Origin of the sequence: Lysobacter sp. K5869 (assembly GCF_018847975.1) — a bacterium.
Lineage (GTDB): Bacteria > Pseudomonadota > Gammaproteobacteria > Xanthomonadales > Xanthomonadaceae > Lysobacter.
On record NZ_CP072597.1, the window covers coordinates 4866540 to 4888628 of the forward strand.

Here is a 22089-nt window from a genome sequence, read left to right on the forward strand (position 1 = left end):
AGGCGATCCTACACCGCGACGGCGTGACGGCGCCGCCGACAAAAACGACAGGGGGCGATCAAAAACGACAGTGGGCGACGCGGACGCGGCCGTGCCGGCCGGCGCGCGGCGGCGCAAGCGCGAACCGGCTCGGGCCGGCGCGCGCGGCGGGCGCATGCGAAAGCGGCGCGCCCGTGGGGACACGCCGCATGGCAGAGGCAGGTGCGCCCGGACCGGCGCGCCGCGCGCGGCTTACTCGCGCGCGCCCTGCCCGGTCACGCGCGCGACCGCGTCGTGCGCGTGCAAGCTCTCGAAGTGCGCGACTTCGGCATCGAAGCGCTCGATCCGCGGATCGGCCGACAGCGCCGCGGCGACCCGGCGCGCGGCGTCTTCGCAGAACATCAGGTTCTCGGCGTTGAGGCGGGCGAAGGCTTGCTCGTCCTCGCGCTTGACCGCGGTCTGCACCGGGGTGGCGAGCACGGTTTCCAGCGCGTCGATCAAGGCCACCAGCGGCAGTTCGTCGAAGGCCGGGCGCAGTTCGACGCGCACGTCGGCGCGGCTGCGCTGGGCGTGCGGGGTCGCGGCCAGGCCGCGCTCGGAGGCGAGCCAATCGCTGACCACGGCGGTCGACAGCGGATGCGCGGCGGCGAAATCGGCGGCGAAGCGTTCGGCGTTGAGCTGGCGCGACAGCGCCGCCGAGGCCGGACAGGTGCTGGAGTATTCGACCGCGAAGCGCAGGCCCAGCTGCAGGTGGCCGTCGATCAGGCGCGCGTCGATCTCGACCGGATAGCGCTTCCAGCCGGCGTTGGCGCTGGCCAGGGCCGGACGCAGCAACAACTGCTCGTAGCGCAGGACCAGCCGCGCGGCGTTGGAAATGCCGCCCTGGCCTTCGATCAGGCTCTGCAGCGCCCGGCGCAGGCCGGCCGGCGTGACCGTTTCGCTGGCGAACGCGTTCTGCAGGTGCAGGTACATGCGCGACATGTGGATGCCGCGCGCGTTGGCGTCGCGCAGGTTCACCGAGACGTCGACCGACGCCGGCACCTGGATCGCGACGCCGTCGGCGCCGGCGATGCGCAGCGGCAAGGCGATGTGGGACATGCCGACCCAGTCCAGCGGACGCGCCGCGGCGGCGGCGTCGAAGGCGACATCGGGCAGGCTCGAACGGGAGGGTACGAAAGGAGTATTCACAACGCTGAAAGTGGGGGCGCGTGGGGGGAACGCAACGGCGCCATTCTACCGGGGCCGGCCGCCCTGCCCCGGCCGGCCCTGCAACGGTCAGTTGCGGGCGCCGCGCCAGGCCGCCAGCAGCGCGGTCCACGGCGACAGCGGCCGGGCCGCGTCGCCGCGCTGCAGACGGGTGTGGGCCAGCGCGGTCCACAGCCGCCGCGGCACGGTCGCGCCGAAGCGCTCGGGCCACTGCGCCAGCAATTCGCGGCTCCATTCCACCGCCGCGCCCTCGCCCGGCCGCGCCATCGCCCGGGCGACCACGCTCAGCGGCACCGCGGCGTCGCCTTGCAGCACCAGCCGGGCCTCCAGCAGCGAGGACTGGATCGCCGGCACTGCCGCCTCGGGCAGTTGCCCGGGCACCGGATCGAACAGGGCCGCGTCGATCGCGGCGCAGGCCTGGGCCAGCGGCAGCAGGCCGTCGAAGGCCTCGTTGCGGTCGCCGGGGCGCTCGCGACTGTCGCGCAGGCCCGGCAGGGCCGCGGCCAGCGCCGCCCACGGCGCGTCCTGGCGCTGCAGCGCCAGCCCCAGCGGGTGCCGGCGGCGGCCTTCGCGCCAGCCTTTGAGTTCTTCCATCCACCAGCCGAGCTTGGCCTCGCCGGGCAGCGCGTCGTTGCCGCCCCAGGCGGCGTCGGTGAGCTCCTGCTGCAGCGCCGCCCAAGCCACCGCCGCGCCGCGCTGGGCGCGCGGCACGAACACTTCGGCCACCGACCACTCCGGCCAGCGCGCGCGCCATTTGCCGGCGAAGTCGTGCAGCGCCTGTTCCTGCGGAGCGGCGTCGGCGGCCGGCGCGGCGGTCATCGCGTCGCCGGCCATGCGTCCGCCGCGGCCAGCGCGATCGGGTCGTCGACCATGACGTCGCCCTGCCAGGCGATCGGGTCGTCCAGTTCCAGGCGATAGCCCCACAGCGCCACCACCGAGGGCATGCCGGCGGCGCGCGCGGCGAGGATGTCGCGCTCGTCGTCGCCGACGTAGGCGCAGTCGCCGGGTTCGACGCCGATGCGCTGCGCCGCGACCGTCAACGGCAGCGGATCGGGCTTGCGCGCGGCCAGGGTGTCGCCGCCGATCAGCACCGCGCAGCGGGTTTCCCAGCCCAACAGCGGCATCAGCTTGCGCGCCAGGTATTCGGGCTTGTTGGTGACGATGCCCCACGGCGTGCCCGCGGCTTCCAGCGCCGCCAGCATCGCCTCCACGCCGGGGAACGGCGCGCCGTGCAGGCCGAGCTCGCGCTCGTAGGTGTCGAGGAATTCGGGCACCCAGCCTTCGCGCTCGATCGCGTCGACATCGGCGAACGCCGCGCCGAGCATCGCCCGCGCGCCCTTGGACACGTGCGGGCGCAGCGCTTCCAGCGGCATCGGGTCGCGGCCGCGCGCGGCGCGCATGAGGTTGGCGGTGGCGAGCATGTCCGGCGCGCTGTCGAGCAAGGTGCCGTCGAGGTCGAACAGCGCCGCCTTCGGAAAGGCGGTCGCGGGCGCGGCGGTCATGCCGCCGCGTCCTGCGCGTCGGCGGGCTTGTAGGCGCAGGCCAGATAGTTCACGTCGGCGCGCGGGACGATGCGCGCGCCGTTGCGCCAGGGCTCGTACATCAGGCCGCTGACGTCTTCCAACTGCAGGCCCGCTTCGCGCAGCCACGCGGCCAGTTCGGACGGCTTGATGAAATCGCGGTACTGGTGGGTGCCCTTGGGCAGCAAGCGCGCGACGTACTCGGCGCCGACGATGGCCAGCGCGAACGCGGCCGGCGTGCGGTTCAAGGTCGACAGGAACAGGCGCCCGCCGGGCTTGAGCAGGCGCGCGCAGGCGCGCACGATCGCGCGCGGGTCGGGCACGTGTTCGAGCATTTCCATGCAGGTGATCACGTCGAAGCGCGCCGGCACTTCCTGCGCCAGCGACTCCACCGGCTGCAGGCGGTAATCGACGCTGACGCCGGTTTCCAGGCGGTGCAGCTTGGCGACCTTGATCAGCTCGGGCGCCAGATCGATCGCGGTGACTTGGGCGCCGGACGCGGCCAGCGCTTCGCTGAGCAACCCGCCGCCGCAGCCCACGTCCAGCGCCAGCGCGTCGCGCAACGGCGCGCGTTGGGCGACGTAGCCCAGCCGCACCGGGTTGAGCGCGTGCAGCGGTTTCTGCGGGCCTTGCGGATCCCACCAACGGTTGGCCAGGGCGCCGAACTTGTCGAGCTCGGCCTGACTGAAGTTGTCGCCGCCGGACGCCTGGGTATCGGTGTGGCCGCCGGTGTCGTTCGATGCGTTGCTTGCGCTGCTCATGCCTGCCTGCTCGTTCTGTCGCCGCGCGCGGTGGGCGCGGCCGGTGTGCTGCGTGCCTGACGGCGGCGTCCGCGCCGCTCGTCTAGTGTGAAGCAGGTCCGCTACGGTCTGCGTGAACGCACTGCGTCGCAGTGTCGCAGGCCGTGCGGGCCGTCGCGGATCGGCGCCGCGCTCGCAGCCGCGGCCCGCTCCGCTCAGCGCGCGATCGCGGCGATGCGCTCGCGCCACTGGCGCGCGTTGGCGATCAGCGCCGCGGTGTCCATGTCGACCAGCACGCGCTCGCGCAGCTTGGCCTTGCCGGCGATCCACACGTCGCTGACCTGATGGCGGCCGGTCGCGTAGATCAGCTGCGAGACCACGTGATGCAGCGGCTGGGTTTCCAACTGGCCCAGATCCACGCAGGCCAGATCGGCCTGCTTGCCGACTTCGATCGAACCGATTTTGGCCTCGAAGCCCAGCGCCTTGGCGCCGCCGAGGGTGGCCGCGCGCAGCGCGCTGAAGGCGTCGAGCGCCTTGGCGTCGTTGGCCACGGCCTTGGCCAGGATCGCCGCGGTGCGGGTCTCGCCGAACATGTCCAGATCGTTGTTGCTGGCGCAGCCGTCGGTGCCGATGGCGAGGTTCACCCCGGCGTGCTGCAGCTTGCAGGCCGGGCAGAAGCCCGAAGCCAGCTTGAGGTTGGATTCCGGGCAATGCACCACGCTGACGCCGCGCTGCGCGCACAGCTCGATTTCGGCGTCGGTGAGCTGGGTCATGTGCACCGCGATCAGGCGGTCGGTGACCAGGCCCAGGCGATCCAGACGCGCCAGCGGGCGCTGGCCGTACTGCTTGATCGAATCGGCGATTTCCTGCGCGGTCTCGTGCGTGTGCAGATGGATCGGCAGATCCAGCTGATCGGCGAGCATGCGGATGCGCTCGAAGTTCGCGTCGTTGACCGTGTACGGCGCGTGCGGCGCGAACGCGGTGGCGACCAGCGCGTCGTCGCGCCACAGGTCGTGGACTTCGCCGGCGCGGTCGAAGTATTCGTCGGAGGTCTTGGCCCAGGCGGTGGGGAAATCGATCACCGGCAGGCCGACCCGGGCGCGGAAGCCGTGGCGCTTGTAGACCGCGGCCTGCACGTCGGGGAAGAAATAGTTTTCGTTGGCGCAGGTGGTGCCGCCGCGCAGCATCTCGGCGACGGCCAGGGTGATGCCGTCTTCGACGAACTGCGGGCCGATCACCGCCGCTTCGACCGGCCAGATGTGGCCTTGCAGCCATTCCATCAGCGGCAGGTCGTCGGCGACGCCGCGCAGCAGGGTCATCGGGTTGTGGGTGTGGGCGTTGACCAAGCCCGGGATCAGCGCCGACTCGGGGCGGCTGACGGTCTGCGCCGGCGCGTAGCGCTGGCGCGCCTGGGCGATCGGCAGCACGTCGGCGATCGCGCCCTTGCTGACGATCACCGCGTGGTTTTCCAGCACCACCGCATGCGGCTCGACCGGCACCACCCAGCCCGCTTCGATGGACAGGTCGCAGGGAACGGGCTGGAGTTCGGAGGTCATCGGCGCTGCTCGCTGGTTTGGGCCGGTGTTCGGGCCGCAGGGGGGACGCCGCCCCGTGGCCGGGCCGGCCGGGTGTTGCGAAAACGCGGCCACTGGTGCCGGCCGCGTTCGGGTGAGACTTGGATGGCGCGGCTCGTCGCGCGGGGTGCGGGAGCGATGGGGGTCGCTCGCGGCGGCGGCAATGCCCTTGCTATCCCGCCGCTCCACACCCGTCATTCCGGCGAAGGCCGGAACCCATTTTGCCGTCGCTTTTCTTGCTCGTGCGCTACAGCGGCCGAAGCAACAGCAACAGCAAAATGGATCCTGGCGTTCGCCAGGATGACGATCCGGCAAAGCCGTGGCCGCCTGCGGCGGCCACGGGCCGGATCGTCACTTCACCCGGCTGACGTACTCGCCCGAGCGCGTATCGACCTTGATGATTTCTTCCTGGCCGACGAACAGCGGCACGCGCACCACCGCGCCGGTTTCCAGGGTCGCCGGCTTGCCGCCGCCGCCCGAGGTGTCGCCGCGCACGCCCGGATCGGTCTCGACGATCTTGAGCTCGACGAAGTTCGGCGGCTGGACCGAGATCGGGGTGCCGTTCCACAGGGTCACCACGCACTCTTCCTCGCCCTTGAGCCACTTGTCGGCGCCGGCCATGCCGGCCTTGTCGGCCTGCACCTGCTCGAACGACTCCTGGTTCATGAAGTGCCAGTACTCGCCGTCGGAGTACAGGTACTGCATGTCGGTATCGACCACGTCCGCCTGCTCGACGCTGTCGGTCGCCTTCATGGTCATTTCGACCACGCGGCCGGACTTGATGCTGCGGTACTTGACGCGGGTGAACGCCTGGCCCTTGCCCGGCTTGACGTACTCGGTCTCGGTGATGATGCACGGATCGTTGTTGACCAGGATCTTCTGACCGTTCTTCACGTCGTTCATGCCAAGGGTGGCCATGCTGAAACTCCCTACAGATGTATTTGTGTCGGTGAATGAGGTTCCGTCCGCCGCGGCCACGGGCCGCGGGCGTCCAGCCGCCGTCGTCGGCGCCGCTCCCGCGCCGGCCTCCGCCCGGGACCGGGCGGGCCCCGCGGCCGCCTGACGGCGCGGGGAGGCTAGAATGTCGGGCTGCGCCGGCCCCGTCCGCGGCGAAACCGCCGCTCCGGGACCCGGGCGCCGTGATCGGAACCCTGAAGGCTAGCCCCGCATGATACCTGCTGCGCATCCCCTCTCGCACCCGGCCCCCGCCCAAGGCGGCGCCGCGCCCCCGCGCTGGCAGGCGCTGTGGCGCGAGGCGGTGCGCGATCCGCGCGAGCTGCTGGACCTGCTCGGCCTGGATTTCGCCGCCCTGGGCGTGTCCGAGGCCGCCGCCGCGCAGTTCCCGCTGCGGGTGCCGCGCGGCTTCGTCGCGCGCATGCGCGCCGGCGACCCGACCGACCCGCTGCTGCGCCAGGTGCTGCCGCTGGACGCGGAACTGCGGCCGATGCCCGGCTTCAGCCTGGACGCGGTCGGCGACGGCGCGGCCAAGGCCGGCCACGGGGTGATCCGCAAATACCGCGGCCGCGCCCTGCTGATCGCCACCGGCAGCTGCGCGGTCAACTGCCGCTACTGCTTCCGCCGCCACTTCCCCTACGCCGAGGAAACAGCGGCCGCGGCCGGCTGGCGCGAGGCGGTGGCGGCGATCGCCGCCGACACGAGCATCGACGAAGTGATCCTGTCCGGCGGCGACCCGTGGTCGCTGGCCACGCCCAAGCTGGCCGAGCTCACCGACGCCCTGAAGACCGTGCCCCACCTCAAGCGCCTGCGCGTGCACACCCGCCTGCCGGTGGTGCTGCCCGAGCGCGTGGACGCGGCCCTGACCGAGTGGTTGGCCGCGCTGCCGTGGCCGGTCGCCGTGGTCCTGCACGCCAACCACGCCAACGAATTCGACGCCGGCGTGGACGCGGCGATGCGCCGCCTGCGCGAGGCGGGCGCGACTTTGCTCAATCAGGCCGTGCTGCTGCGCGGGGTCAACGACAGCGTCGAGGCGCTGGCCGCGCTGAGCGAACGCAGCCATCAGGCCGGCGTGCTGCCCTACTACCTGCATCAGCTCGACCGCGTGCAGGGCGCCGCCCACTTCGAGGTCGCCGACGAGGACGCCCTCGCCCTGCACCGCGCCCTGGCCGCGCGCCTGTCGGGGTACCTCGTGCCCAAGCTGGTGCGCGAAGTGGCAGGCGACCCGGGCAAGCGTCCGTTGTAAGGTTGTAATCTGGCTGGGGTTTGATCGGGGAACGCCGCACGCTGCGAGCTTGCGCATGCGCAAAGTTCGCGAGCTTCGCATCCGCGGCGTGATCGAACCCTACAACGGGTCACAGATTCTCGTCCCCGCGTGGACGAGGCCGGCGCTTCGTGTCATAAAACCGGCCCACGGAGGTGGTCAATGCAATTCGGCAAAGACATGGTGCTGCGCTTGCTGATCGTCGACGACAGCGTCGAGGCAGCCGAAGCCATCGTCAGCGCACTGCGCAACAGCGGCATCGCGGTGCGGCCCACGCGCCCGGAAAGCGAACAGGAACTGTCGGCGCTGATCCTGCAGCACCCGCCGGATCTGGTCCTGGCCGCGCGCAATTCGCGCAACGTCTCGCTGGCCAAGCTGATGCAGGCGGTCGACGCCAGCGGCAAGGACTTGCCGGTGCTGGTGATGATGGAAGCCGTCGACGAGACCGCCCTGCTCGGGGTCATGGAGATCGGCGCGCGCGGCATCGTCCTGCGCTCCAACACCGGCCACCTGCAGAACCGGGTCCGCGCCGAATGGTCGGACCTGGAAGCGCGCCGCTCGCTGCGCAAGCTCGAAGCCCAGGTGCGCGAGACCGAGCGCCGCTGCGACGCGCTGATCGATTCCTCGCGCGATCCCATCGCCTACATCCACGAAGGCATGCACATCCGCGCCAACGCGGCCTACCTGGAGATGTTCGGGTTCGAGTCGTTCGAGGACATCGAGGGCATGTCCCTGCTCGATCTGGTCGCGCCCGGCCAAGTCGACGGCTTCAAGCAACTGCTCAAGCAGCTCAGCAAGGGCGACGCGCCGCCGCCGAGCTACGAGACCCAGGCCCGCACCCTCGACGGCAACGCGTTCCCGGCGGTGATGGAGTTCACCCCCGCCACGTATGAGAGCGAGCACTGCCTGCAAGTGGTGCTGCGCCGGCAGGAGATCGACCCGGAACTGGCGCGCGAAGTCGAAGCGCTGCGCCAGCGCGATCAGGTCACCGGCCTGCTCAACCGCGCCACCTTCCTGCGCCAGCTCGAGGACGCGGTGGCCGACGCCGCCCAGGGCCAGGCCCATCACGGCCTGCTGCTGGTCGAGCCGGACCACTACAACCAATTGCTGCAGGAAATCGGCCTGGATCAGGCCGACCAACTGGTCGCCGCTTGCGGCCAGCGCCTGCGCGAGGCGATCGGCCCGGACGACATCGCCGCGCGCTTCAGCGAACACCAGTTCGCGGTGCTGACCCTGCGCAGCGACCACCAGCACACCTCGGCGCTGTCCGATCGCCTGCGCGAGGCCTTCTCCGGCCGCGTGCTGGAAACCGACCACCTCGCCCTGAGCGCCACCGCCAGCGTCGGCGGCGTGCAGATCGGCGAGAAGATCGCCAGCGTCACCGCGGTGCTGGGCAAGGCCAGCCAGTGCCTGCAATCGGCGATCGACATCGGCGGCAACCGCAGCGAGCTGTTCGATCCGGGCGCGGCCGACCGCGCCGAGGAAGAGCGCATCGCCGCCTGGGTCGCGCGCATCCGCGACGCGCTCGACGCCGACCGCTTCGTCATGAACTACCAGCCGCTGATCAACCTGCACGGCGAGCCGATCGAGATGTACGAGGCGTACCTGCGCATGCAGAGCGCCGGCCCCGACGACGGCAGCGAACTGGTGCAGCCGCTGTCGTTCCTGCAGATCGCCGAGGAACACGGCCTGCTGTGGGAAATCGACCGCTGGGTGGTCGGCAAGGCGATCCAGGTGATCGGCGAGCGCATGCGCCAGGGCAAGCGCACCACCTTGCTGGTCAAGATCACCCAGGCCTCGCTGCAGGACGAAAGCCTGCAGCAGCACATCGTCGAGAAGCTGGCCAAGCACGGCGCCGACGGCAAGCTGCTGGTGCTGCAACTGCCCGAGTCGAAGGTGTTCACCAACCTGCGCGCGGCGCAGGAGTTCCAGTCGCGCGTCTACCACTACGGCGTGCGCGTGGGCCTGGAGCAGTTCGGCGCCGGCCTCAACTCGTTCCAGTTGCTCAACCACTTCGACGCAGCCTTCCTCAAGATCGACCGCGGCTACATGGAAGACCTCACCACCAATCCCGAGCACCAGCAGCGCATCCGCGAGATCGCCGAGAAGGCGCGCGAACTGGGCCGGCAGACCATCGCCGAGTTCGTCCAGGACGCGGCGAGCATGAGCTTGCTGTTCGCGGCCGGGATCGATTACGCGCAGGGGCATTTCCTGGCGGCGGCGGGGCCGGAGATGGATTACGACTTTCAGTGAAGCGAAAGCGGGAATAGGGGTTGGGGAACTGGGGGATTGGCGGTTGTTGCGGTCCCGCTTGCCTTCGCAGGATCGATCGAAAAGAAAAAGCCCGCCGGATGGCGGGCTTTTTCGTGGGTGTCGCGGGTGGGCTCAGCGGACCACAGCGGGGCCGCTGGCGCGTTCGGGCGCGGCGTCGATCAGGGCCTGGATGCGCTCTTCCAGCGGCGGGTGGCTGCGCATCAGCTTGGACAGGCCGTGGCCGACCGCGCCGCTGATGCCGAAGGCCTGGACCTGATTCGGCAAGGTGCTCTCGCCGTAGGTCAGCGACAGGCGCTTGAGCGCGGCGATCATCTTCTCGCGACCGGCCAGACGCGCGCCGCCGGCGTCGGCGCGGAACTCGCGGTAACGCGAGAACGCCATCGCGATCATGCTGGCGAGCAGGCCGAACACGATGTCGAGCGCGAACACCGCGACGAAGTAGAACAGGCCGCGGCCGCCGCCTTCGCGGTTGCCGCTCATCATCGCGTCGAGCCAGCCGCCGACGATGCGCGCGGCGAACAGCACGAAGGTGTTGAGCACGCCCTGGATCAGCGCCATGGTGACCATGTCGCCGTTGGCGACGTGGCTGACTTCGTGCGCCAGCACCGCCTCGGCCTCGTCGCGGCTCATCGCCCGCATCAGGCCGGTGGACACCGCGACCAGCGAGTTGTTGCGGCTGGCGCCGGTGGCGAAGGCGTTGATTTCCGGCGCGTCGTAGATCGCCACTTCCGGCATGCCGATGCCGGCGGCTTCGGCCTGGCGGCGCACCGTGCTGACCAGCCACTGCTCGGTTTCGTTGCGCGGCTGTTCGATCACGTAGGCGCCGGTGGTCTTCTTGGCGATCCACTTGGACATCAGCAGCGAAATCAGCGAACCGCCGAAGCCGAACACCGTGGCCATGACCAAGATCGCGCCGTTGTTGCCCAGGCGGATGCCGAACACGTTCTGCAGCACCGACATGACGATGCCGAGCAGGACCAGGACGGCCAGGTTGGTGGCGAGGAAAAGGGCTATGCGCTTGAACATATGATTATCGTCTTCATGGCGATGGAGCCGCGCGCCCGCACGGCCTTGCTTCGACCAGCCCTTGCCGGGCCTGTCCTTGTCGGGCGCGACCGCGGCGTAGGCCGCGACCGTTTGCGTTGAAATGTGGCGAACAACGCGTTAATTCAACGAGAATCCGCCGGGACACCATCGCCGCACGGGTTTTCGTTCATTGTCCGGACATCTGCCGACCACCGATGCGCCCGCCTACCGCGGCCGCTTCGCGCCCTCGCCCACCGGCGATCTGCACGCCGGTTCGCTGCTGGCCGCGTTCGGCAGCTGGTTGCTCGCGCGCCGGCACGGCGGAGAATGGTTGGTGCGTATCGAAGACCTCGACCCGCCGCGCGAAGTTCCCGGCGCCGCGCAGCGCCAACTCGATGCGCTGACCGCGTTCGGTTTCGTCAGCGACTTGCCGGTGGTGCGGCAGAGCCAACGCCACGGTCTGTACGAAGCGGCCTTGCAGCGTTTGCTCGATCAAGACAAAGCCTTCGTGTGTCACTGCAGCCGCAGCGATCTCGCCGCCGCCGGCGGCGTGCACCGGCGCTGCGTCGCGCACGGCCCGCGCGCGGGCCACGCCGCGCCGCAAGCGGCGGTGCGGCTGCGCGTGGCCGACGGCGCCGCGGTCGAATTCGACGACGCCCTGCTCGGCCGCCAGCGCCAGGACGTCGCGCGCGAAGTCGGCGATTTCGTCCTGCGCCGCGCCGACGGCCACTGGGCCTACCAATTGGCGGTGGTGGTCGACGACGCCGAGCAGCGCATCACCGACGTGGTCCGCGGCGCCGACCTGCTCGATTCGACTCCGCGCCAGATCCTGCTGCAACGCGCGCTGGACTTGCCGACGCCGCGCTACGCCCATCTGCCGCTGCTGCTCGACGCGCACGGTCGCAAACTGTCCAAATCCGAGGCCGCGCACCCGCTGAATCCGGCCGATCCGCTGCCGGCCCTGCGCGCGGCCTGGGCCGCGCTCGGGCAGACGCCGGACACGCTGGTTGCGGTGGAAACTGTCACGCAACTGCTGCGCGCGGCGCGCGATTCGTTCAATCCGGCACAGATTCCGCAGGCCGCTCCCGGTCTCGCCGCGATGCACAACGATCCCGACCCGAATGCTGTCTAGAATCGGGCCGAGACCGACCTTTTCGGCCATGGAGAGCTCAGCATGCAGTCACGCGTTGCACTCGTCACCGGCGGTACCGGTGGCATCGGCACTTCGATCGTTCAGCGCCTCGCCAAGCTGGGGCACAAGGTCGCGACCAATTACCGGGACGAAGCCAAGGGCCGCGCCTGGCAGGCGCAGATGAAGGAACTGGGCATCGACGTCGCCATCGCCCAGGGCGACGTGGCCTCGCCCGAGCACGCCGAAGCGCTGGTGCGCGAAGTCGAGCGTCAGATCGGCCCGGTCGACATCCTGGTCAACAACGCCGGCATCACCCGCGACACCACCTTCCACCGGATGACGCCGCAGCAGTGGACCGAGGTGATCGACACCAACCTCAACTCCTGCTTCAACGTCACCCGCCCGGTGATCGAGGGCATGCGCGAGCGCAAGTGGGGCCGAATCGTGCAGATCAGCTCGATCAACGGCCAGAAGGGCCAGTACGGCCAGGCCAACTACGCCGCGGCCAAGGCCGGCATGCACGGCTTCACCATTTCGCTGGCGCAGGAGAACGCGCGCTTCGGCATCACCGTGAACACGGTCTCGCCGGGCTACATCGCCACCGACATGGTCATGGCCGTGCCGGAAGACGTGCGCAACAAGATCATCGCCCAGATCCCGACCGGCCGGCTGGGTTCGCCGGAAGAGATCGCCTACGCGGTGGCGTTCTTCGTGCCCGACGAAGCCGGTTGGATCACCGGCGCCAATCTGTCCGCCAACGGCGGCCAGTACATGGGTTGGTGACGGCGCCGCCGTCGCCGCGCGGCGTTCGCGCACGCGATCGCCGATTACCCCATTCAGGTCCGAAACCCGGCGCGCGGCCTGCGCGCCGGTTCGATGTTCGGAACCGGCCCGCCGCCGCTCGAGCGGCCGCCGCCGCGCCCGGCGGCGAACCCGATAAGCGTGGTTTTTCAGCGGTTTTCGCCGCTTCGCTGCAGGCCCGCCGCGCGCCCGCGCACGGCGTTCGCGCGAGGCCCGCGCACGCGCCGCCGCCGTCCGTCCCGCCCCCTGTTGCAAGCCCCCGCGCCCTGCGCCATGCTGCAAGGCACCACGATTTTTAGAGCCAAAGCTCAATGGCCTCGACTCGCGTCATCAAGAAATATCCGAACCGTCGTCTCTACGACACCGAGATCTCCAGCTACATCACCATCGAAGACGTGCGCCAGCTCATCGTCGACGGCGAAGAGTTCGAGGTGCGCGACGCGCGCTCCGGCGACGACCTGACCCGTCAGGTGCTGCTGCAGATCATCGCCGAGCACGAGCAGGACGGCGAACCGGTGCTGTCGACCCAGTTGCTGAGCCAGATCATCCGCTTCTACGGCGATTCGCTGCAGGGCTTCATGGGCAACTATCTGGAACGCTCGATGCAGCTGTTCCTCGATCAGCAGCAGCAGTTCCGCAACCAGATGGGCGGCATGCTCGGGCAGACGCCGTGGGCGATGATGAATCAGCTCACCGAGCGCAACCTCAATCTGTGGAAAGAGTTCCAGCAGAATCTGTCCGGCAGCGTCGGCCAGCCGGTCACGCCCAAGCCCAAGGGCAACGGCGAGCCCGGCGGCAAGCACGATCCGGGCAAGCGCGAGCGTTGAGCCGCGCCGGGTTCGCGCTCGCGCGCGGCCGATGAGCATCGGGCCGCGCCCGGGTTGAAGCCGAATCCGTCGTTTCCCGCGCGCCGCAAGCCGGCGCGCTCCGCGCAGGCGACCTGGGGAGGACGCCCGCGCGATTCCCGCAAACCACGGCCGCGCGCGCAACGACAAGACGGCGCGCAGCGCGCTGCGTGCGGCTCTGCATCCGCCGCGCGCCGCACCGCGCGCGGCGCTTTCGTATTCGAGGTCATCGCATGAACAAACGCATCGCCGTGGTCAGCGGCGGCATCGGCGGGCTCGGCAGCGAGATTTGCCTCGCCCTCGCCCGCGCCGGCCGGCGCGTGATCGCGCTCGACCTGGGCGCGCGCGAGCAGCGCATCGCCGAATTCGCCGAACTCACGCGCGGCCACGACATCGGCTTTCAGGCCGCCAACGTCGGCGACTTCGACGACTGCGCCGCCGCCGTGGAACGCATCGTCGGCCGCGAGGGCGCGATCGACATCCTGGTCAACGCCGCCGGCATCACCCGCGACGGCAGCCTGCGCAAGATGGAACGACGCGCTTGGGACGAGGTGCTCAACGTCAACCTCGACGGCGTGTTCAACCTGTGCCGGCACACCGTCGACGCGATGGCCGAGCGCGGCTTCGGCCGCATCGTCAACATCAGCTCGGTCAACGGCCAGACCGGCCAGTTCGGCCAGACCAACTACTCTGCCGCCAAGGCCGGCATGCACGGCTTCACCATGGCGCTGGCGCGCGAAGTGGCGCGCAAGGGTGTGACGGTGAATTCGGTATCGCCGGGCTACTGCGAGACGGCGATGGTGATGGCGGTGCCGGAGGAGATCCGCGGCAAGATCGTCGAATCCGTGCCGGTGGGGCGCTTGGGCAAGCCGAGCGAGATCGCGCGCACGGTGGAGTTTCTGACCGCCGACGAGGCCGGGTTCATCACCGGCGCGAATATTCCGGTGAACGGTGGGTTGTTCATGAGCTTCTGATGCGGGGCTCGGGGGGATTCGGGCGGTCTTTCGACAACGCACCCGACGCGCCACCTGACGCCCTCAGCTCACCGCGCTCTTTCACTGCGTCACTGCCACCGAAATCTTTCGTCCCGCCATTCCCGCCAAAGTCTTCATCCCGTCATTCCGGCGAAAGCCGGAATCCATTTTGCCGTTGCTCCGCGGTTGCTTCATGCGAGGGCCAGGGCAAGAGCAACCGCAAAGTCAAAATGGATTCCGGCTTTCGCCGGAATGACGGAGTTGAGAGGTTCCGGCTTTCGCCGGAATGGCGGAGTTGAGAAGTTCCGGCTTTCACGCGACTGACGGAGTTGAGAGGTTCCGGCTTTCACGCGGCTGACGGGATTAAGAGGTTCCGGCTCGCGCCGGAACGACGGCAACGCGGCCACGGCCTTCGCCACAGCCGCCGCCGCGCCGCCACCGCCTCAACGCGCCGCGAGCGGCTTGTTCGCGCAGTTGGCCTGATAGAACGCCAGCGCCGCCGGCATCAGTTGCTGCAGCGTCTGGATGCGGTTGGCCGGATCCGGGTGGGTCGAAGCGAACTCCGGCGGACGCTGGCCGCCGCCGAGTTCGGACATGCGCTGCCACAGCGGAATCGCCTGACGCGGGTCGTAGCACGCGGCCGCGGCCAGCATCAGCCCGACCTTGTCGGCCTGGGTCTCGTGATTGCGCCCGTACGGCAGCACCAGGCCGTACTGCGCGCCGGCGCCGAGCGCGCCCATGATCATCTGCTGCTGTTGCGGGTCCATCCCGCCCACCGCCGCGCCCGCGGCGACCTGACCGAGCTGCACCAGCTTCTGCTGGGCCATGCGCTGCGAACCGTGGCGCAGCAGCGCGTGGGCGATCTCGTGGCCCATCACCACCGCCAGCGCGTCGTCGTTCTGGGTCACCGGGAACAGGCCGGTGTAGACCGCCATCTTGCCGCCGGGCAGGCAGAAGGCGTTGGCCTCCTGCGAATTGATCACCGCCACGCTCCACTTGAACTGCTGGTAGTCGGTGGGCGCTTCCTGATTGTTCTGCTTGGCCAGCGCCTGGGTCACCTGCGGCACCTTGTCGATCAGGCGCTGGGCGATCTGGCTGACCGCCTGGCTCTGCGGCGCGCTCGTCGGCAGCAGCGCGCGCTGCGAGTCGGCGTCGCGGAGCACCTGGGTGAAGGCCTGATCGCCGAGCTGCACTTCCTCGCCGGCGCTGGTGCCGTAGTGCGCGGTCTCGCCGGTGTAGGGATCGGTCTTGGCGCTGCCGAACCACGACCACGCCGCGTACAAGCCGAACAACAGCAGGATCCACCAGCGCATGCCGCCGAAGCCGCGCCGTCCGCCCTGCGCCTGATTGCCGTAGGGATCCACTCTCATCCGTCCGCTCCCGAAGAAATGCCGGGCGTCGCCGCCCGCGAAATCCAATAACGCCCTGCCCCGCCGTCAACCTTTTCGCGACCGCCGCGCCGGCGCGGACATCAGATCAGATATCCCGCACCACGCGGAAGCCCAGGCGGCCGTTGGTGGTGTCGGCGCTGGTGCCCTGCCGCCACGCCGCGCGCGACTGCGCCGGCGAACTCGACCACGCACCGCCGCGGAACACCCGCGTGCGACAGCCCGGGTTGAACCACGCCGCACCGTCGCGCGGCGCGCGCCGGTAGTTGTCGTGCCAGCAGTCCGCCACCCACTCGCTGACATTGCCGCCCATGTCGTGAAGGCCGAATGCATTGGCCGCGTAGCTGCCCACCGGCGCCGGCCCCCAAAAGCCGTCGCCGTAGCCGGGAAAGGCGTTGCGCCAGCGCCGGCCGCTGGGCGAGACGTCGAGCGCGCCGGTCAGATTGCCGGCCTTCGCCGGCGGCGCGCCGTCGCCCCAGGGGAAACGGCCCTGGCTGCCGGCGCGCAGCGCGTATTCGTATTCGGCCTCGCTCGGTAGGCGGTAGCGCTGGCCGGTCGAGGCCGACAGCCATTCGACGTAGGCGGCAGCGTCCTTGGCGCTGACGTGCACCACCGGCAGATTGTCGGCGGCCGGCTGGCCGGCGTAATCCGAGCGCCAGTCGACCCCGCCGCGACGGACCAGATTGCCGCTGCGTTCGTCGTAAGCAGTGGAATAACCGCGGCGGGTGGCGCGTGCGCGGTGCTTGCTCGCGCCCATGAAGCGGCGGAATTCGCCGACCGTGATTTCGTAGCGCGACACCGCCAGCCCGCGCTCGAAGCGGATGTTGCGCAGCGGCCGCTCGGCGTCGCTGGACCCCGGCTCGCCGGGCTCGGCGCCCATGCGGAACGCGCCGTGCGGGATCACCACCATCTGCGGGCCGCGGCCGCCCTGGTTCATCGCGTCGGTGAAGATCTGGCCGGGGCGGAACAGGCCGTAGTGGGTCGCCAGTTCGATCCGCTCGCGCAGCTCGGCCGCGGCCGGATCGCCGGGCGGAGCGATGCGCAGCAAGGTCGCCAGCACCCCGCGCGCCTCGTCGATGCCGCGCAGCTTGGGCAGCAGGGCGATGCCGTCGTCGCGCAGGCGGCGGATGCGCTCCTGGCGCTGGGCGGCGATGCGGCCCTGGGCGTCGGAGGCGGTGTCCAGCTTCGGCCGGATCGGCGCCGCCTTGGCCAGCCAGCGCTCGGCGCCGGCGTAATCGTCGCGGTCGGCGGCCAGTTCGGCGCGGCGGATCAGCGCGCTCTCGGCCGCGGCGATGCCTTGCTGGGCGCGCACGTCGCGCGGCTGCAGCTCCAGCGCTTGGCGGAAGTACGCCAGCGCGCCGTCCGGCTGGCGGTCCTCGCCGATGCGCCCGGCGTTGAGCGCGTCCTCGCCGAGGCGGTTGGCCTCCTGCGCCTGATCGGCGGCGTCCAGGCGCTCCAGGAACGCCTCGACCTTGCGATGCTCCGGCGCCACCGCGCGCGCCACCGCCGCGGCGCGGTGCGCGTCGCGCAGCGCCAGCGGTTCCTCGTCGATGCGCTTGAGCGCGCCGTCGCCTTCGGCCAGCAACAGCGCCACCGCGCGGTCCAGCCCGGCGGCGACCGCGCGGTCGTTGGGCGCGAAGCCGCGCAGGGCGAGGTACAGCGGAATCGCCGAATCGGCCGTGGCGTAGAGATCGCCGGCCTTGAGCGCGGCGTCGGCGCGCTTGCGCTGCGCGGCTTGGGTCTGCTCGGTCACCGTCACCGCCGGCGCGCGCCACGGCGGCACCGGCGAGACCGCCTGATCCGCGCTCACCGTCACGATCGGCTGGCGCGGCGCGGTCTGCGCGCCGGCGCGCTGGCCGCGCTCGCCGCAGGCGGCCAACAGCCCGGCGCAGGCCAGGCCGAGGGCTACCGTGCGGATCCAGTGGGTTGCGCGCAAACCTGCGGCCTCTGCGGGGGATGCGAAGACCCGCGCAGCATATCGCCTCGCGGGCCGGCGCCGGGCATCGGCGGCGCCGGAGCGGACGATTCGGCAAAGCCGCCGCCGCGGGTTTTCGCATTCTTTCCCGGCCCGTCGCGGCCCGCCGCGGCGATTTGAGCTATTGTCGCCCGCCGGGCTCCGCCCGGCCCGCCACCGGCCCGCACGCGCTTTCGTTCATCGCCCATGCCTCTTTGGATCGCCACCCCCGCCGCGCTGCAAGCGCATTTCGACGACAAGCCCGCGCGCATCGGGCTGGACACCGAGTTCATCCGCGAACGCACCTACTGGCCGCAACTGGCCTTGGTGCAGATCGCGATCGAACGCGACGGCGAGGAGGAACCCACGATCCTGCTGGTCGATCCGCTGCGCCCGGGCATGACCCAGGCGCTGGCGCCGATCCTGGCCGACACCGGCATCCTCAAGCTGGTGCACAGTCCCAGCGAGGATCTGGTCGCGTTCAAGCACGCCTGCGGCGTGGTGCCCAAGCCCTTGTTCGACACCCAGCAGGCCGCGGCGCTGGCCGGCATCGGCGGCGGCCTGGGTTATCAGAAGCTGGTCGAACAGCTCACCGGCGTGGCCCTGCCCAAGGGCGAGACGCGCTCGGACTGGATGCGCCGGCCGCTGTCGCCGTCGCAGTTGGAGTACGCCGCCGACGACGTGCGCCATCTGTTCGCCATGCACGACGCGCTCGACGGCCTGCTCGGCCAGCTCGGTCGCCGCGAATGGCTCGCCGAGGACGCCGCGCGCACCGTCGTCAACGCGCAGAACGAAGCGCCCGAGCGCTGGCCGCACCTGTCGATGCGCAGCGCCCAATTCCTCGACCGCCCCGCGCAACAGCGCCTGCTGCGCCTGCTGCGCTGGCGCGACGGCTACGCGCGCGACAGCGACAAGCCGCGCAGTTGGATTCTCGACAACGAACTGGCCGTCGCCATCGCCCGCCAGGCGCCGGCCGACCGCGACGCGCTGCAGCGCCAGATCGAAGGCCACCCCAAGGCACCGCGCAAACTGACCGACGCGATCTGGACCGCGCTGTCCGCGCCGCTACCCGACGAAGCCGAGGCGCCCGACGCCGGCATCGCCGAAACCCGCGACAAACAACGCCTGCGCCAGCTGCAGGACGCCGTCGCCGGCCGCAGCGCCGCGCTCGGCCTGCCCGACGGCGTGCTGGCCTCGCGCCGCTGGCTGGAGGCCCTGCTCGACCACGGCGAATGGCCCGACGCCCTGTCCGGCTGGCGCCGCGCCGCGCTGGAACCGGCGCTGGCGCCGCTACTGGCCGCGCCCGCCGACGGCGCCTGATCCGCGCGCGAACGCCGTCGCGGCGGGGTTCGCGACGAATTTTCGCCGCAGGGCTAGCGCGACCGCTTCGGTGCCGCTAAACTTGCCGCCTCGGATTCATCCGGGGCCATAGCTCAGCTGGGAGAGCGCGTCGTTCGCAATGACGAGGTCGGGAGTTCGATCCTCCCTGGCTCCACCAAATCAGCAACGAAAAAGCCGACGAGCGATCGTCGGCTTTTTTGTTGCGCGCGATGTCTTCGTGTCGCCTGCGTCGGCCTCAATCCAGATTGAGCTGCCACGACACCCCGAACCGATCCTGCACCCACGCGAATCGTTGACTGAAGCCGTAGTTGTCCAACGGCATCAGCACTTTCCCGCCTTCGCTCAACTTCTCCGCCAAGACATCGAGTTGCTCGCGCGATTCGCAGGTGACGAACAACGAGCTCGACGGGGTGAAGTCGAAGGCGTGCTTGACCGGGCTGTCGCTGCACATCACGGTCAGGTCGCCTAGGGCGAAGCTGGCGACCATCACCGTGCCTTCGGGGCCCTGCTCGCCCGGGCCGTAGCGGCGGATGTCGAGGATGCGGCTGTCGGGCAGCAGCGAGACGTAGAGGTTCATCGCGGCTTCGCAGTGGCCGGTGAACATCAGGAACGGGCAGACCTGGACGGGCATGGCGCGGCCTTCGTTGCGGCGCGACGCGGCGGTCACGGATGCCGTCAGGGTAGCGCCGCCGATGTTGCGGCGGCGGCAGGTAAACGTATCGAAGTGTTCGGACGCGGCGCGGGCGTTGAGGCGCGGTTATCTCGATCCGTGGTCGCGACGGCGCAAGGGGCCGCCGCTCACCGGGACTACGCCGATCGGGAACGCAGCGATTGGGAAGGCGCCGTTCGGAAACGGGGCGATAGACGCCGCGCCGCCCCGAGTCAGGAACGCTCCGCCAACCGCCGACGATTGCGTGCGACCGTTCGCGCTACCGGCCGCAAGCCGCGCGCGAGCATCGCATCGCCCGCGTGCATCGCTTCGAGCCACCAGCGCAGCGGGTCGTCGCCGACCGGCCCCAGCCACGGTTGCGGCCGCATCCACCACCCCGCCTGCCATTGCCACCATTGCGCCGACATCTGCCACCACGCATTGCCGAGCGCGATCCATTTCTCGTCGACCATGCGTTGCAGTTCGCTCAGGTCGCGCGCGCTCGGCGCGGCGGCCGCGCGCGAGATCGCGCCGAGCCGGCTGGCGATCACCCACGGCGCGTGTTGGCCGATGGCGATGAGTTGCGAGTGGGAACGCCGTGCGCTGCGCATGTCCGCCTCCCGATACGTCGGGCGCCGCGCGGATGCGGACGCCGATGACACGGGGATCATCTTGGCGCGGCCGGCGTGACCGCGGCGTGTCAGCCGCGCGACATGCGCCGACGCGGAATTGCGCGCTGTTTCCGATAAAAACGGGCGCGACGGCACCGACCCGCTGCCGCCGCGCCCGCCCACCTCGACGCGTTGAAACTCAGAGCGCGGCCGCGATCAGCAATCCGGCGCGACGCGGCCGTCGGAACCGGTGTAGGTGTAGGCGTCGGGAATGAAACGCCCGCTGCCGATGCGGTTCCAGATGTTGCTGGTGCCGTAAGTGCCGGTGACGCTGGTGCCGGTGGTCTGGCACTGGATCGTCACGCTGGCGCCGTTGGCGAGCGAATCGACCACCGCATAGCTCGTGCCCGGGCCGGAACGCACGTTGAGCGGCGAACCGGCGGTGGACACGGTGCCCGGCGCGCCGCTCGGGTTGCCGCCGCCCGGATTGAGCAGCTTGTAGTAGCGCGCCCAATCCCAGTTCTTGCCCGGGTCGGTGTGATCGTTGCCGCTGTAGTGCTGATGGCCTTTCACTTTGACGCTGGCCGGCAACACCCGCACCACGCTGCCCGCCGGGCCCTGGAACGCGCTGGAACAGCTGATCGCCGAGTACTTCGCGCAGAAGTGGCGGACGATGCCGGCCGAGGCGTTGTACATCGCGGTGGTGTACCACGAGGCGTTGTCGACATAGCCTTCGTGCTCGATGCCGAGCGTGGTCTGGTTATGCGAGAGCACGTGATGCGCCGCGCGGTTCTCGCGCACCATCTGGGTGATCTGGCCGTCGCTGCTGCGCACCAGGTAATGGATGCTGACGTGGTCGGGATTGTTCTGGAACCACGAGATGCTGCCGGCGTAGGAGCCTTGCACGGTGTGGATCGTCGCCGAGTCGTAAGAGCTGCGCTCGGAGCTGTATGGCGAAGCGACCCACAGCGCCGGGCCGTAGTCCGGGCTGGCCGCCGCGGCGGCGACCTTCGGGTCCTTGCTGCGCAGCGTCTGCGTGTCGGGATCGACGTAGTAATCCGCGGTTTCGATGCGGTCGGCGTCGGCGTTCAAGCGCAGCAGCGGCGCACGCAGGCGCACCAGCGCGGGCACGTCGAACGCGCGTTCCCAGGCGATCTCGCGCGCCGGCACCTTGATGCCGTTGTCGTCGACGCCGCGGTCTTGGGTCAACAAAACGTCGTAGGCGAAGCTGGTGCGCGCATAGTCGGCGACCGCGCTCTTGGCCGCGCCGGCGACGGGCTTGGCGAAACCGGCGTAACGTTCCAGCGCCGGGCGCAGCGCTTCGGCATCGGGCTTGCGCAGCGCGCCGTCGCGGCCGATCTCGCGGTCGAGCAGCGCCGCGGCGGCGAGGATGTTGAGCGAGGGTTCGGCGAGGATGCGCGATTCCGGCACGCCGAGCAGGCGCGCGGCTTCGCCGACCTGATCGGCAAAGCCTTCGCCGCGGTAGAGGCCCATCACGCCATAGGCGCGCGGCATTTCGCCGCGGCCCTGCGTTTGGGTCGGACGCAGGTGCTGCCAGCGGCTGGCGACATACGCCAGCGATTCGAGCGTGCCGGCGGGAATCGACGGATAACGCGCATACGCCTGACGGAAGTACGCGGGCAGTTGCGCGCGTTCGCCGCGCAGCGCGTCTTGTTCGGCGCGCACGCGCGCGCTCAGCGCGGGATCGGCTAACGCATCGGCCGCCGCGGCGGGCTTGCCGGCATGAGCGGCCGGCAAGCAGGCGGCGGCGAGCGCGGCCGCGAGCAAAGTCCTGGAAAGTGCGGTCACGGGAAGTCCTTGAAGGAGTGAGGTGGCGGCGCGCAGCGGGAGCGCCGC

General features: G+C 70.3%; 19 protein-coding genes and 1 tRNA gene. 8 read left to right on the top strand and 12 right to left on the bottom strand.

From position 1 onward, the window contains the following. Positions 1-231 precede the first annotated feature (231 nt). The 6 genes from folE2 to efp all read right to left on the bottom strand — a co-directional run bounded on the left by folE2 (position 232) and on the right by efp (position 5937). A complete protein-coding gene (folE2, locus tag J5226_RS20430; protein WP_215836604.1) occupies positions 232-1167 on the bottom strand; it encodes a GTP cyclohydrolase FolE2 in 936 nt (311 codons plus the stop codon). An 87-nt stretch (positions 1168-1254) separates the two neighbouring features. Next, a complete protein-coding gene (locus J5226_RS20435) occupies positions 1255-2019 on the bottom strand; it encodes a phytoene/squalene synthase family protein (protein WP_215836606.1) in 765 nt (254 codons plus the stop codon). Then, complete coding sequence (locus J5226_RS20440) at positions 2001-2687, bottom strand: phosphoglycolate phosphatase (protein WP_215836608.1); 687 nt, start codon at positions 2685-2687, stop codon at positions 2001-2003. Before J5226_RS20440 ends, J5226_RS20435 begins: the two co-directional genes overlap by 19 nt. After that, positions 2684-3466 (bottom strand): bifunctional 2-polyprenyl-6-hydroxyphenol methylase/3-demethylubiquinol 3-O-methyltransferase UbiG, encoded by a 783-nt coding sequence (gene ubiG, locus J5226_RS20445; RefSeq protein ID WP_215836610.1) that lies wholly within the window; start codon positions 3464-3466, stop codon positions 2684-2686. Before ubiG ends, J5226_RS20440 begins: the two co-directional genes overlap by 4 nt. 194 nt (positions 3467-3660) lie before the next feature. Continuing rightward, positions 3661-5001, bottom strand: coding sequence for a TRZ/ATZ family hydrolase (locus J5226_RS20450; RefSeq protein ID WP_215836611.1), 1341 nt, complete (start codon positions 4999-5001; stop codon positions 3661-3663). A gap of 369 nt (positions 5002-5370) precedes the next feature. Next, complete coding sequence (gene efp, locus J5226_RS20455; RefSeq protein ID WP_215836622.1) at positions 5371-5937, bottom strand: elongation factor P; 567 nt, start codon at positions 5935-5937, stop codon at positions 5371-5373. Between the two features lie 250 nt (positions 5938-6187). Here efp and epmB point away from each other — a divergent pair, with 250 nt between their 5' ends. Together epmB and J5226_RS20465 are read left to right on the top strand one after the other, a co-directional pair. After that, entirely contained in the window at positions 6188-7219 is a 1032-nt protein-coding gene (gene epmB, locus J5226_RS20460; protein WP_215836624.1) for an EF-P beta-lysylation protein EpmB, read from the top strand. 180 nt (positions 7220-7399) lie between these two features. Continuing rightward, positions 7400-9490, top strand: a complete 2091-nt coding sequence (locus J5226_RS20465; protein ID WP_215836630.1) for an EAL domain-containing protein — start codon at positions 7400-7402, stop codon at positions 9488-9490. Between the two features lie 132 nt (positions 9491-9622). Here J5226_RS20465 and htpX read toward each other — a convergent pair whose 3' ends face one another. Beyond that, complete coding sequence (gene htpX, locus J5226_RS20470) at positions 9623-10537, bottom strand: protease HtpX (protein WP_215836631.1); 915 nt, start codon at positions 10535-10537, stop codon at positions 9623-9625. Positions 10538-10727: 190 nt separating this feature from the next. Here htpX and gluQRS point away from each other — a divergent pair, with 190 nt between their 5' ends. From gluQRS to phbB (J5226_RS20490), 4 genes are all read left to right on the top strand, one after another. After that, on the top strand, positions 10728-11669 hold the full coding sequence (gene gluQRS / locus J5226_RS20475; RefSeq protein ID WP_255322868.1) for a tRNA glutamyl-Q(34) synthetase GluQRS: 942 nt from the start codon (positions 10728-10730) through the stop codon (positions 11667-11669). A gap of 42 nt (positions 11670-11711) precedes the next feature. Then, positions 11712-12452 (top strand): acetoacetyl-CoA reductase, encoded by a 741-nt coding sequence (gene phbB / locus J5226_RS20480; protein ID WP_215836632.1) that lies wholly within the window; start codon positions 11712-11714, stop codon positions 12450-12452. A gap of 329 nt (positions 12453-12781) precedes the next feature. Continuing rightward, positions 12782-13297 carry a polyhydroxyalkanoate synthesis repressor PhaR gene (gene phaR / locus J5226_RS20485; RefSeq protein WP_215836633.1) on the top strand — a complete coding sequence of 172 codons (516 nt, stop codon included), beginning with the start codon at positions 12782-12784 and terminating at the stop codon, positions 13295-13297. 251 nt (positions 13298-13548) lie between these two features. Beyond that, a complete protein-coding gene (phbB, locus tag J5226_RS20490) occupies positions 13549-14289 on the top strand; it encodes an acetoacetyl-CoA reductase (RefSeq protein WP_215836634.1) in 741 nt (246 codons plus the stop codon). A 443-nt stretch (positions 14290-14732) separates the two neighbouring features. Here the strand turns inward: phbB (J5226_RS20490) and J5226_RS20495 are convergent, their stop codons facing one another. Together J5226_RS20495 and J5226_RS20500 are read right to left on the bottom strand one after the other, a co-directional pair. Then, complete coding sequence (locus J5226_RS20495; protein WP_215836635.1) at positions 14733-15659, bottom strand: M48 family metallopeptidase; 927 nt, start codon at positions 15657-15659, stop codon at positions 14733-14735. Between the two features lie 106 nt (positions 15660-15765). Further along, on the bottom strand, positions 15766-17613 hold the full coding sequence (locus tag J5226_RS20500; protein WP_255322869.1) for an SUMF1/EgtB/PvdO family nonheme iron enzyme: 1848 nt from the start codon (positions 17611-17613) through the stop codon (positions 15766-15768). A gap of 225 nt (positions 17614-17838) precedes the next feature. On the opposite strand from J5226_RS20500, the gene rnd reads away from it, so the two are divergent. Continuing rightward, positions 17839-18951 carry a ribonuclease D gene (rnd, locus tag J5226_RS20505; protein ID WP_215836636.1) on the top strand — a complete coding sequence of 371 codons (1113 nt, stop codon included), beginning with the start codon at positions 17839-17841 and terminating at the stop codon, positions 18949-18951. Positions 18952-19053: 102 nt separating this feature from the next. Beyond that, positions 19054-19129: transfer RNA gene (locus J5226_RS20510), tRNA-Ala, on the top strand. Positions 19130-19207: 78 nt separating this feature from the next. Here J5226_RS20510 and J5226_RS20515 read toward each other — a convergent pair. The 3 genes from J5226_RS20515 to J5226_RS20525 form a co-directional block, all read right to left on the bottom strand. Next, a complete protein-coding gene (locus J5226_RS20515) occupies positions 19208-19603 on the bottom strand; it encodes a VOC family protein (protein ID WP_215836637.1) in 396 nt (131 codons plus the stop codon). Between the two features lie 251 nt (positions 19604-19854). Then, on the bottom strand, positions 19855-20232 hold the full coding sequence (locus tag J5226_RS20520) for a hypothetical protein (protein WP_215836638.1): 378 nt from the start codon (positions 20230-20232) through the stop codon (positions 19855-19857). A 216-nt stretch (positions 20233-20448) separates the two neighbouring features. Next, on the bottom strand, positions 20449-22041 hold the full coding sequence (locus J5226_RS20525) for a peptidoglycan recognition family protein (RefSeq protein ID WP_215836639.1): 1593 nt from the start codon (positions 22039-22041) through the stop codon (positions 20449-20451). Positions 22042-22089 lie beyond the last annotated feature (48 nt).

Coding starts and splice junctions, on each gene's coding strand:
- J5226_RS20435 (WP_215836606.1), bottom strand. CDS start 2,019: ATGGCCGGCGACGCGATGACCGCCGCGCCGGCCGCCGACGCCGCTCCG.
- J5226_RS20440 (WP_215836608.1), bottom strand. CDS start 2,687: ATGACCGCCGCGCCCGCGACCGCCTTTCCGAAGGCGGCGCTGTTCGAC.
- ubiG (WP_215836610.1), bottom strand. CDS start 3,466: ATGAGCAGCGCAAGCAACGCATCGAACGACACCGGCGGCCACACCGAT.
- J5226_RS20450 (WP_215836611.1), bottom strand. CDS start 5,001: ATGACCTCCGAACTCCAGCCCGTTCCCTGCGACCTGTCCATCGAAGCG.
- efp (WP_215836622.1), bottom strand. CDS start 5,937: ATGGCCACCCTTGGCATGAACGACGTGAAGAACGGTCAGAAGATCCTG.
- epmB (WP_215836624.1), top strand. CDS start 6,188: ATGATACCTGCTGCGCATCCCCTCTCGCACCCGGCCCCCGCCCAAGGC.
- J5226_RS20465 (WP_215836630.1), top strand. CDS start 7,400: ATGCAATTCGGCAAAGACATGGTGCTGCGCTTGCTGATCGTCGACGAC.
- htpX (WP_215836631.1), bottom strand. CDS start 10,537: ATGTTCAAGCGCATAGCCCTTTTCCTCGCCACCAACCTGGCCGTCCTG.
- phbB (WP_215836632.1), top strand. CDS start 11,712: ATGCAGTCACGCGTTGCACTCGTCACCGGCGGTACCGGTGGCATCGGC.
- phaR (WP_215836633.1), top strand. CDS start 12,782: ATGGCCTCGACTCGCGTCATCAAGAAATATCCGAACCGTCGTCTCTAC.
- phbB (WP_215836634.1), top strand. CDS start 13,549: ATGAACAAACGCATCGCCGTGGTCAGCGGCGGCATCGGCGGGCTCGGC.
- J5226_RS20495 (WP_215836635.1), bottom strand. CDS start 15,659: ATGAGAGTGGATCCCTACGGCAATCAGGCGCAGGGCGGACGGCGCGGC.
- rnd (WP_215836636.1), top strand. CDS start 17,839: ATGCCTCTTTGGATCGCCACCCCCGCCGCGCTGCAAGCGCATTTCGAC.
- J5226_RS20515 (WP_215836637.1), bottom strand. CDS start 19,603: ATGCCCGTCCAGGTCTGCCCGTTCCTGATGTTCACCGGCCACTGCGAA.
- J5226_RS20520 (WP_215836638.1), bottom strand. CDS start 20,232: ATGCGCAGCGCACGGCGTTCCCACTCGCAACTCATCGCCATCGGCCAA.